Annotated in this window: 9 protein-coding genes; 5 read left to right on the top strand and 4 right to left on the bottom strand. The window is 44.1% G+C overall.

Annotated elements, in window-relative coordinates; all coding sequences use genetic code 11:
• On the top strand, window positions 1-111 hold a 111-nt coding region (locus tag O9295_RS24010; RefSeq protein ID WP_071784045.1), incomplete at its 5' end, for a transposase.
• A 120-nt stretch (window positions 112-231) separates the two neighbouring features.
• On the opposite strand, the gene O9295_RS24005 is transcribed toward O9295_RS24010, so the two are convergent.
• Window positions 232-717, bottom strand: a complete 486-nt coding sequence (locus O9295_RS24005; protein ID WP_288035841.1) for a PIN domain-containing protein — start codon at window positions 715-717, stop codon at window positions 232-234.
• The gene (locus O9295_RS24000) at window positions 714-989 is read right to left on the bottom strand and encodes a UPF0175 family protein (protein ID WP_502846522.1); all 276 of its coding nucleotides are present in this window, start codon (window positions 987-989) and stop codon (window positions 714-716) included. The genes O9295_RS24005 and O9295_RS24000 overlap by 4 nt, the downstream gene beginning before the upstream one ends.
• Before the next feature lie 460 nt (window positions 990-1449).
• On the opposite strand from O9295_RS24000, the gene O9295_RS23990 reads away from it, so the two are divergent.
• Complete coding sequence (locus O9295_RS23990) at window positions 1450-3219, top strand: Vgb family protein (RefSeq protein WP_288035839.1); 1770 nt, start codon at window positions 1450-1452, stop codon at window positions 3217-3219.
• A 339-nt stretch (window positions 3220-3558) separates the two neighbouring features.
• On the opposite strand, the gene O9295_RS23985 is transcribed toward O9295_RS23990, so the two are convergent.
• Together O9295_RS23985 and speA are read right to left on the bottom strand one after the other, a co-directional pair.
• Entirely contained in the window at window positions 3559-5574 is a 2016-nt protein-coding gene (locus O9295_RS23985; protein ID WP_288035838.1) for a ribonuclease catalytic domain-containing protein, read from the bottom strand.
• Window positions 5575-5651: 77 nt separating this feature from the next.
• Window positions 5652-7691, bottom strand: coding sequence for a biosynthetic arginine decarboxylase (gene speA, locus O9295_RS23980; RefSeq protein WP_288035837.1), 2040 nt, complete (start codon window positions 7689-7691; stop codon window positions 5652-5654).
• Between the two features lie 278 nt (window positions 7692-7969).
• On the opposite strand from speA, the gene O9295_RS23975 reads away from it, so the two are divergent.
• From O9295_RS23975 to O9295_RS23965, 3 genes are all read left to right on the top strand, one after another.
• Window positions 7970-8503 carry a DUF4330 domain-containing protein gene (locus O9295_RS23975; RefSeq protein WP_004162552.1) on the top strand — a complete coding sequence of 178 codons (534 nt, stop codon included), beginning with the start codon at window positions 7970-7972 and terminating at the stop codon, window positions 8501-8503.
• A gap of 113 nt (window positions 8504-8616) precedes the next feature.
• Entirely contained in the window at window positions 8617-9207 is a 591-nt protein-coding gene (gene recR / locus O9295_RS23970; protein ID WP_043999193.1) for a recombination mediator RecR, read from the top strand.
• Between the two features lie 304 nt (window positions 9208-9511).
• Window positions 9512-10734 (top strand): ISAzo13-like element ISMae28 family transposase gene (locus O9295_RS23965; protein WP_288035835.1). Its coding sequence is split into 2 segments (ribosomal slippage): window positions 9512-9992 and window positions 9992-10734, totalling 1224 coding nucleotides; the frame shifts between segments, so codons are not numbered across the junction.
• Window positions 10735-11180: the final 446 nt, after the last annotated feature.

The raw sequence follows: 11180 nt of genomic DNA, 5'->3' as shown, positions 1-11180 counted from the left end.
GTCGAGGGAATCAACAATAAACTTAAACTAATAAAACGGAGAGGCTATGGCTTTAGAAACTTTCGGAATTTTTGGGTTAGAAGTATGTTATCTTGGCATCTTGTCTGTTGATTTAGCATAAAGGGTAACGAAGAGCCGCTTTCTAGAGCTTTTGATCGAATAAGTTTTCCGCACTGGCTCCCATTTATCGATAAAATTCTGGCTCTTCTGGTTTCTGTGTGGAATTAATTTCTAGCTTTCTTCAGCCATTCCTAATATTTCTTGATAAAGAATTGGGCTAATTTTTTTACCTTGACTCAAAAACTGCTCTAAAATGGGTTTAACTTCAATAATAATTCCTTTCTTCTTGGCGATTAATAAAAGTCCAATTGTTCCAGTTACGGGCAAATTTCTAGACTGAGCGACTTTTCTTCCTAATTTTTCGTCTATTAAGACTCGATTCGCTTTTAATTCTTCTGCCAAGATAATTGTAGCCGCTTCACCCAAATCTAGTTTAAACTGAATTTGCAATTGTGATAATTGAGCGGGAGATTGAAGGGTAAATACCTCAATCCACTGAGCAGCAGGAACAACCAAAGCAACCCGATGATTTCCTGTGGTGACTTCATTATAAACTTCTTGGGGAATGATAATTTTGCCAAAGAGTTTTTGGAGTAAGTTAAGTTGACCAACTTTAGCTAACTCACTTAAAGGAGTGGTATTAGAGACAATAATCACGGGGGAGAATCTTCTAATAATTGCAGGGTTTCTGTAACCTCTTGTTCTAACTCTTCTCGATTTTGGTCGGGGAAGATGGCAACCCCATATTGACCCATAAGTTCGAGAACTTCTAAACGAGAGATTCCCAATAGCCTGCCAGCTATCCCACTACTAATTTCTCCATATTTTAACAATGTAATGATATATGCTATCTTAGCCTGTTCTTCTGCTTGTGAATGGAGAGATTCCGAGATATTAATAGGCAAATCAAATCGTATTGTTATGGTCATACGTTGGGATTATGCAGAAGTTTTTGGCTCTTTTAACTGCCAGATACTAACATTTTATGCTAAATCCGTTGAGTAACGCACAGAAAGAAGTAATCTTGGATGGAACGCTGCAAATCTTTAGTCAAAAATTTTGAGCGCACTTTACAACACTCCACTACCAAAATTCATCTCTGTTTTCTTCGACTTCTACTACGACGATTAGCTGTATCCTAAGATACCAAATGGATTCTATATAGTAAATATGACTTAGAGGGTTCTTCTTGTACCAAGGTGAAGAATTGTAAAGAGAGATGCTGCGGAGTAGGACACCTGCTAAAACAAAGGGAGGTGGTATTAAGTAAAGACAGCCAACGATTAAGAATGAGGTAAGGCTGATGGCTATTTTAAAAGCACTTGAGTTCGCCGTTTGCTGTTTTACTGACCTACCTAATTTTTTACTCAAATCTTCAACAAGGTAGCAATGAAAGCAACAACCAAACGAGTCAAGAAAACGAAACTTCCCTGGCGAGTTGCCCTCGCTCTCACTCTCACAGGGGCGATAGCAGTTCCCGCAAACGCAGCCGCCTTCAACCCCCTAACAGGCGAACTGATCTTTACTAACGATGCTGACTGGGGTATGGGAACGTTCACCAATCTGAACTACAATCCTAATCCGCCAGACACGAACAACCGACCCCCCGGAAACAACCAACTACAACTAAATCCGGCGCTCGTCACCCAGTTCAACAACATCTGGGTTGCTCTCTCCGGTCGGGGTACTGCCGTCCGCATCGATACTGACCACGTAGATCCCGATGGTGTAGTCTCGCTGGCGGAAAGTGCCGCCGGAAACGGTGCCGTTCTGGGAGAGTATTACACCGCCCCCGATGGGATGGGTAGGGACCCCTCCCGAACGACAGTCGATCTTGATGGTAACGTCTGGGTTACCAACCGGGCTGAGGCATCTGGCGGTCTAGGCTCAGTGGTGAAAATCTCTGCCAATCCAGGTACTGGGGCGACAACTTCAAGCGGGATTTGGAACGGTTCTACCTTTAATGTCTTACCTTGGACGAATACTGGGAGTGCGGACACCAATGGGGGAACCTCAACCGCAGTAGATGATGCACTTCTTCTCTATGTCAGGACTACTGGCACAAATGCCAGGACAGTGGCAATTGATGCCAACAACGATGTTTGGGTCGGCGGTTTCGGTAACAGTCAACATCAATTGTACGATGGAGCAACAGGCGTTCCCATTCCCAGCGGTACCCCAACCCCAAAAAATAGCTTTAACGTTGGAGTAGGAGGTTATGGCGGACTTGTGGATGGCAATGGAGTCCTCTGGTCTGCCAGTTTAAGTGCAAATGCGCTAGTACGGCACGACCCAGCAACAGGCGTAACCCAGGTACTCAATACTCTAAATCGACTAACCTACGGTCTAGGTATCGACGGCAACGGCAATATCTGGATGAGTAACTGGACGGATAATTCCATCCAACGGATTAATGGACTCACTGGTGCGGTGGAACTGACAATTCCTACCCCTTCCACCTGCAATCGCGGGGTAGCAGTCACGCCCGACAACAATATTTGGGTAGCTGGCACTTGTAGTAATACCGTGACGCGACTTGCCAACGACGGCACTATCTTAAACACAATTGGTGTTGGGGCCACACCAACAGGCTTGTCCGTTGATTCTAATGGTAAAGTTTGGGTCACTAACTTCAGCTCGAATAGTGTGATGCGAATTAACCCGTTGACAAACGCGGTTGATCTGACCATCGATCTCGGTCCAGGTGCGACTCCTTATAACTACAGTGACATGACTGGTTCCGTATCTGGTGGTGTCACCAATCCGTCTGGCTTCTGGCGATCGGTGACGGATAGCGGTATCACCGGACAGGAATGGCTGAAAATTTTCTGGAATACGGAGGCAGCCGCTTACCTACCAGCAGGTGCGGAAATTATCCTTGAAGCTCGTGCCTCTAACGATCCAGTCGCACTCATATCCCTGCCTTACACAACTTATAATAGCGGCGATGCCCTTAGCTTGTTAGGTCGTTACCTTGATGTCAAGGCAACCCTCAAACGCGGCGGGACGGTTGGCAGCGAAAGTCCGGTACTGTCGAATATTCGTATTCTCGGCCGTACCACAGAACAAGTACCAGAACCTTCTCCGTTCTTTGGTTTATTAGGATTCGGTTTATTTGGTTTCGGAGCATTCTGCAAACGCAAATTAAACCAGAAATAACAATAAGCTAAGAAGCATGGCGTTGCTGAATCAAGGTATGAATGCCAACTGTGCATCGTATCCAAAAGTTAGTTTGGGTCTAGGTTTTAAAAATCCCACAAGAAGAAGATTCATAGCTCAAATCAGCAACGCCCCTTGACCTTGTTAAGGGTTGGTAGCGACAATTGGCGATGCCTCTGGGTATCCTGGTTCGACTGACTCTCAGGCTAGAAATATCTATTGAGGGAACAACCTTTTTGTCTTAGCCTTAATTGAAGGCCATCATATTTTCAGGCTTGGCGGTGCCAACTTTGGCATCGGGACTGACTACTGACGACCGACTCCTGACTCCGCCAGAGATTAACTTGCTTGGGAAGAGACAAAACCCGATAATTCGCGAAAACGGATCTCATCGCGGTGGGGATCAGAGCGACTAACTTGTACTTGAAAGCGATCGCCTAAAGATACCGATCGCTCAAAACGATGGGGTAATTCTAACCCCAATTCCTCCAATAAAATCAAGCCTAAATTTTCCTCTTCCCGCAGCCAGCGCAACACCAAAGCTTGCCAGACTTGATCTCCCTGTCGTCGCAAAAATTCCAAACTCCAATAACGATTAGTTTGTCGTTCCACCGAGGTGGCTTCTTGGGCCGAACTAGCGACACTATAGAGAATTTCCTGCATTCTATCCCGGGTAAAAGGCAGTTGATCGCCCCGGAGATGGGCTTTTAGTTGAAAATGGGTCAAAAGGTCAGTATAACGGCGAATTGGCGAAGTTACTTGGGAATAGGTATTCAATCCCAGACTAGCATGACGGTTAGGAATCGTCGTCATCTCACTGCGCGGCATACAGCGACGCAAGGCACAGGAACGCACCGGGCCCGCAGGTAGTAAAATTAACTCCTCATCGGGGGGTAATTCCGGTTGTGGTTGTCCACGGAAAGGCACGGGGATCTCGTGTTCCTGACAGTAGCGACCGGCGATTTCTCCAGCTAAAATCATCATTTCCGCCACTAATTGCCGAGATGGGGAAACTTCCTGCAATTCTACGATAATTTCGTCGTTATCCTTCACCTTAATGGATGATTCTGGCATTTGGATGTTAATCGATCCCTGAGATTTGCGCCATGCGTGGCGTTGTTTTGCCCAACGGTTGAGAATCCTTACTTCCGGTTCATGCTGCAGATCCAGATGTAACATTTCGTCCACATCTTCGTAGGTGAGGCGATAGGTAGGTTTAATTGTACTAGGATGGATCCGATAATCGGCGATCGCCCCCGTTTCATCGAGGATTACCCCAAAACTCAATGCGGGACAAAGTTTACCCTGTACCAAACTCATTGGACCGGCGGCCAACTCTAGGGGAAACATGGGAACCATTCCCGTGGGAAGATAGAGACTGGTACTGCGACGACGCGCTTCTAGGTCTAATTCATCATCGGGAAGCACTAAACGGCTAGGATCGGCAATATGGATCCAGAGACGATGACCACCATCCGCGAGCATTTCCACCGATAATCCGTCATCGATTTCCTCGGTACTTTCATCGTCGATGGTATAAATTTTTTGGTGGGTTAAATCGAGACGATTGTTGACATCCACATCCGCAGGGGGATTGAGTAAATTAAGACGCGCCACATCAAGTACCTTTTTCGAGAATTGAACGGGGTAGGAACTGCGTCGCAGGAAAAGGTTTTCGTGACTACTCCACCATTTCAAATCGACTAACAATTCAAAAGCGGCCTCGGGGGTTTGGGAACGGCCCAGCAGCGAGAGTATGTCCATGGCTGCTGGATATTTTTGTTCGGGTTGGAGGATAAATTTTTCTAGAGATTCCAGACGAATTCGATCGCTTTCTGACCATTCTACCGTTTCACCGGCCAAGGACTGTTGGAGACGTTGGAGAAATTGGCTTTTTTCCCGTTGACGCTGTTGTTCCACCTCTAGCTGGTGTTTGATTTCCTCTACCTGATTTTCCGATCGGGCCTCGTAACCATCCCCTTTATTTTTAAAATAAACTTTATCATCACTCAAGAGACAATGGGCCGCATAGCAAAACTGCGGACCGCGATCGGAAAAGAGAATCTCGGCCATGGTTTCGGGAGTGACTAACTGATTTTCCCCGGCTAATAATTCCCAGGCCACTTCTAAACCACTAGCATCTAGATAGGGTTGGACTTCCCGCAGAAAATTGCCAATCTCTTTATAGTTGGATGGACCTGCTTTGATAATGTAATCGAAGCGTTGGGGACGCAGTTTATGCGGGTTTCCCCCCTGATCGATGACGATCCAATCTTTTTTACCTTCTGGGCGATCGATCACCCCTAAGCGCCTTTCTCCTTGGACGCGAAATTCTACCAGCGTTCCCTTTTCCACTGCTTCCCCTTACTGCCTATCTATTTTGTCTATTTTCTATCATCCTCGATCGATTACTCGATCGGCAAGAGCAATCATCAATCCCCACCCACTAGATAGGTATAACGTCGCAAACTGCGTTCATAATCCTGTAGTAGTAATTGGGATTCTTCCACAGTCATGCGATTTTCCTGCAAAGCTTGTTCACAACGAAGACGAATTTTTTCTAACAGGTCTTCTGCGGAATACTGCACATAACCTAATACTTCCGTGATCGTATCTCCTTTGACTAGATACTCGATATCGTACCCCTTGGGACTCATCTGAATATGTACCACGTTAGTATCGCCAAAAAGATTATGTAAATTGCCCATAATCTCTTGATAAGCACCCACCAGAAACATTCCTAGATAATAAGGTTCTGGAGAATGTTTACCGTTTTTGTACTCCAACGGATGCAATTCTAAAACTGATTTTACGTCCCCGCGCAAATCGATAAACTGGGCAATTTTCCCGTCACTATCACAGGTTAAATCGGCGAGAATCCCTCTTTGGGTAGGTTCTCGATCAAGACGATGGATCGGCATAATTGGAAATAGTTGATCGATCGCCCAACTATCGGGAACTGACTGAAAAACCGAGAGATTGGCATAATAAATTGAGGCCATAATTTGCTCTAAGTCTTCCAAGTCATCGGGAACATAATCCTGTTGTCGGGCCACTTGCAGAATTTTGTGACAACAAGCCCAGTACAATTGTTCGGCTCTAGCTCGTTCCTTGAGACTGAGATAACCGAAATTAAACAGACTAATCGCCTCCTCTTTGAACTGTCCCGCATCGTGATAAGCTTCCTGATAATTGCGCTCATCGATACCCGTGTAGGTTTCCCAGAGATTACGGAGGATGAGGTGTTCTTTCCCATTGCAGGGATCGGGAGGGTTTTGGGGAACCTCACTACTTCCCAAGATATCAAAGACTAACACCGATTGATGAGAAGCGATCGCCCGGCCACTTTCACTGATGAGAATTGGGGGTGAAATCTGGGCATCTTCACAAGCTTCCTTGACCTCGGCCACGATATCATTGGCATAATTCTGCATATTGTAGTTTTTTGAGGCGTAGAAGTTAGTTTTTGAGCCATCGTAATCGACCCCTAAACCACCCCCCACATCGAGATAGGTCATATTTGCTCCTAATTTCGCTAATTCCACATAAATCTGACTAGCTTCGCGAATGGCATCCTTAATGACGCTAATAGCGGAGATTTGCGACCCGATATGATAGTGCAGCAGTTGCAGACAATCTAACATCCCCGCTTGTTCTAATTCCGTCACCACCGTTAAGATTTCCGGGACGGTTAAACCGAATTTTGCCCGGTCTCCCGTGGAACATCCCCAACGGCCCACCCCTTTTGTCCCCAGTTTCGCACGCACTCCCAAATGAGGGGCAATTCCTAACTGACGACTGACGCGCAGGGTTAAATATAATTCTTCCAATTGTTCGATGACAATCAAAGGCCGATGACCGAGACGAGTGGTCAACAGGGCAGTTTCCAGGTATTCTTTGTCCTTATAGCCGTTACAAATTAGCAGTGGTTGTGTTTTGTCATTTTTGCCGTTTAAGGCTGGTTCTAGGGTAGCTAAAGCAATCATTAGCTCTGGTTTTGAACCAGCCTCCAACCCAAATTGATAGGGTTTACCAAAACGCACTAAAGACTCGACGATGTGACGGTGTTGATTGCACTTGATCGGATAGACACCGCGATAGACATTGGGATAATTATAACGGGCGATCGCTCGGTTAAAACAGGCATTCAGGCGCTCGATCCGGTCTTCTAAAATATCACTAAACCGAATTAGCAAAGGTAAACCGATATTCCGCCGCTTAATCGCCGAAACTAACTCGTATAAGTCCAAAGAACCGCCCCTTTCTCCCTGGGGCGAGACGGTAATATTTCCCGCGGCATTAATCGAGAAATAGGGTTCTCCCCAGCCTTGGATGCGATAGAGATTTTCGCTATCTTCGATCGACCAATGTTTAACGGGGGCAACTTTTTCGAGGTTGTTACCGTCAGAAGGGGTCAGATCCACTGGAGATAATTGCTTTTCTTGTTTCTTAAGTTGAGTTTTACCCGCCATTGTCTATCGATCGCTCCGTGTGAGACTCCGATCTTCTATCTTAAGTCAGACTTCCTGTCCGCGACCAAGATTCCGATCGTGATAGAATTTACTAGCCGTTAGGAGGCAGGATTCAGGAGTCAGGAGACAGGAGACAGGAGATAGGAGATTATTTGTATTTTCTCCCCATCCCCCATCACCCTAGGGTTGATTCATAGTAGGGTTGATTCATGAATCAACCCTACCCATCACCCCGTTCCCCTGTTCCCTTCTCCCCAAAATTTTATAGTGAACCGCTTATGAAATTATTAGACTCAAAAGGACGTTTATTCGGTAAATTTAGCTTGCTTGATATTGGAGCGGCCTTAGTAATTTTATTGACAATTATCGGGATTTTTGTTGTCCCGGGGACGAGTGGTAAAAGTACGATCGCTCAAGTTACCAAAGAACCCATAGAAGTGGATGTTATTGTCCGGGGTTTAAGTGTTCTCAATCCCAATGCTTTGATTAATCAATTCAATACCGAGAAGAAAACTAATATTGTTATTCGTAATCAACCGGCTGGTCAAGTGGATATAAAAAATGTTAAACCTTTATCGAGAAATGTCTTAGTTCCGCAGCCGGATGGTAGCGTGAAAGTCCTACCCGATCCTCGCACAGAAAACTATTCTCAAGATATGATTATGACTCTCAGTGGTCAAGCGGAAGTTACAGATACTGGTGCGGTTGTTGGCGGTCAAAAGGTGAAAATTGGCACTTTAATCGAGTTAGAAGGAGATAATTATAATTTTAACACCAGTGTTATCGATGTCCGTTTACCAAAAAGGTCTTAATCATTGATCAGTGAGCAGTGAAAAGACAGCAGGAAACTTCCATGTAACACTGCTCACTTGAAAACTCAAATCTGATAACTGATAACTGATAACTGATAAGAGGATTAACTGCTATTTATACACCGCCTTTAGCTCGTTTGATCGAGCAGTTACAAAAATTACCCGGGGTGGGACCCAAAAGCGCCCAACGTCTGGCCCTGTATATTCTCAAACGACCGGAACAAGATGCGATCGAATTGGCCCAGGCGATCGTGGCAGCCAAAAAACAAGTAGGATTATGTCAGGTTTGTTTTCATCTTTCGGCCGAACCGATCTGCGAAATTTGCCGCAATCCTAACCGGGAAACGGGGACTATCTGTGTGGTAGCTGACTCCAGAGATGTGATTGCTTTGGAGAAAACTAGGGAATATTCGGGCAAATATCACGTTTTGGGCGGTGTTATCTCGCCTATGGATGGCATTGGACCGGATCAATTAAATATACAGTCTTTAGTCACCAGAGTCAGCCAGAAAAAAATTCAGGAAGTTATCTTAGCTATCAGTCCCAGTGTCGAGGGAGAAACCACGACTTTGTATATCGGGGGTTTACTGAAACCCTTCACTAAAGTTACCCGTATCGCTTTTGGGTTGCCCATGGGCGGCGATCTGGAATACGCTGATGAAGTAACCCTAGCGAGAGCTTTAGAAGGTCGTCGGGAATTGTAAAATCTCGCCAAGGTTGGGATTAAGTAGGGTTTGCTGAATAAATGTGAAATGTAGGCAAGGTAAGGGTTTTGTGGCTTTTCTCGTGAAACAGGTGCAAGATTTTGAAAGAATCGTGCTTCAACACCTTGCGTCTTCATCGGCCCGTGTCCTGTAGGGGACTTCCAAAAAATAAACTATTCATGCTCAAGAATAATAATCATTCTCGGAGTGTAGGAGGTAGGGGTCGATGGTTGCCTCCTCCTTCCAATTTTGTAGTAGAATTAATCCTGTACATTATTAATCAAGTTTTTCTTTGTAAGTGTATATGGAATTAACTGATTCCCTCAAGAAATTGCTCAGTGAAACTGCACTTCAATTAAAAGGTGCAGCTAAAAGAAGATTCATGGCCCAAACAGTCTTAGAATTAGGCTATGGGGGACAAACCCTTGCTGCACAGGAGTTAGGCTGGAATCGAACTACTATTCGTAAAGGAATTAAAGAACTAAAAAGAGGTATTATTTGTGTTGATAATCATTCAGCTAAGGGGCGGAAAAAAGCAGAAGAACATTTACCTTTTCTCTTGGAAAACATCAAAAGTTTAGTGGATTCTCAAAGCCAAACTGACCCAAGTTTTAAAAGCCAAAGGCTTTATGTGAGACTGAGTGCGGCCGAAGTCCGAAAGCAATTAATCTCTAAATATGGGTACAGTGATGAGGATTTACCGAGCGAGGAAACTATTCGGGTTAAATTAAATAACTTAGGTTATCGTCTGAAAAGAGTCGCTAAAGTTTTACCTCAAAAAAAATTCCAGAAACCGAGGCAATCTTTGAGGAATTAGCTAACATTAATCGGGAAGCGGATGAAGACCCTACGATGTTACGTCTTAGTTTGGATGCCAAAGCCCGTGTTAATATTGGACTATTTGATCGAGGAGGTAAGAATAGAATAACTGTCGAAACAAACGATCATGATTTTAATCCGAAAACAACCCTAACCCCTTACGGAATATTTATTCCAGAATTTGATGAGTTGTTTTTGTATTTCACTGCCTCCACAGTCACCAGTGACTTTATTGTTGATATATTAGAAGATTTCTGGGAGTCGGAAAAATCTCGTTTTGAGAAAATTAAAACTTTGATAATTAATCAAGATAATGGCCCAGAAAATAATTCGAGACGAACTCAGTTCATGAAACGTATAGTTGAGTTTTCCCAAAAATATCAAGTTAATATACGTTTAGCTTACTATCCCCCTTACCATAGTAAATATAATCCTATTGAACGAACCTGGGCTGTGTTAGAAAACCATTGGAATGGGAGTATTTTAGATGAAATCGAAACGGCTTTGAAATTCGCCCAAACTATGACTTGGAAAGGAAAACACCCGATTGTTAAGTTGATTACTGAAACTTATGAAAAAGGAGTAAAGCTTACTAAAAAAGCCAGGGAAAAAATCGAAGAAAAAATCGAACGTCTCACAGAATCAACGAATCAAGACTTTCCCGATTTGGGACAATGGTTTATTGATATCTATTATGATAAGACCTAGTTTGTAGTTAACTAAGATGGTTAGCTAAAAACTGTCTTTGATTCTTTAACTTGTCCTTGTTATACTCGAAAAAGCTCGGAAGTATAAGAGTTTGTGCTGCCTATTTTTTCGGAAAAATAGGTTGTAATGGGAGACTCTTTGTTTTCCTAGACAAAAATAATTACTTTTTCAAAAAAACACTTTTCTATTTTTTTGTTGGGTATTTTATTCTCTGGAAGTCCCTAGGGGCGAAGCATTCGGGCAATAACCTATCGGTGAAACGTAGATTTTCTATCCGAATGCTTCGCCCGTACTTTTTGCCGCAAACCCTAAGTAGGGCTTGCTGAATAAATCTAAAAACCTTGTTGGATAAGACTTTTGGACTTTTTTCCCCTCAAAAAGTACCAGATATGGGAGTGATCAGGGGTAAATTCAGGGACTTTTTCCCTGAAAATTAGGTAATTGAC

It is taken from the genome of Microcystis sp. LE18-22.4A (genome assembly GCF_027531105.1).
Classification (GTDB): Bacteria; Cyanobacteriota; Cyanobacteriia; order Cyanobacteriales; family Microcystaceae; genus Microcystis; species Microcystis aeruginosa.
Note: the sequence above shows the minus strand (reverse complement) of the source record. Positions and strands in the feature narration are given on the sequence as shown.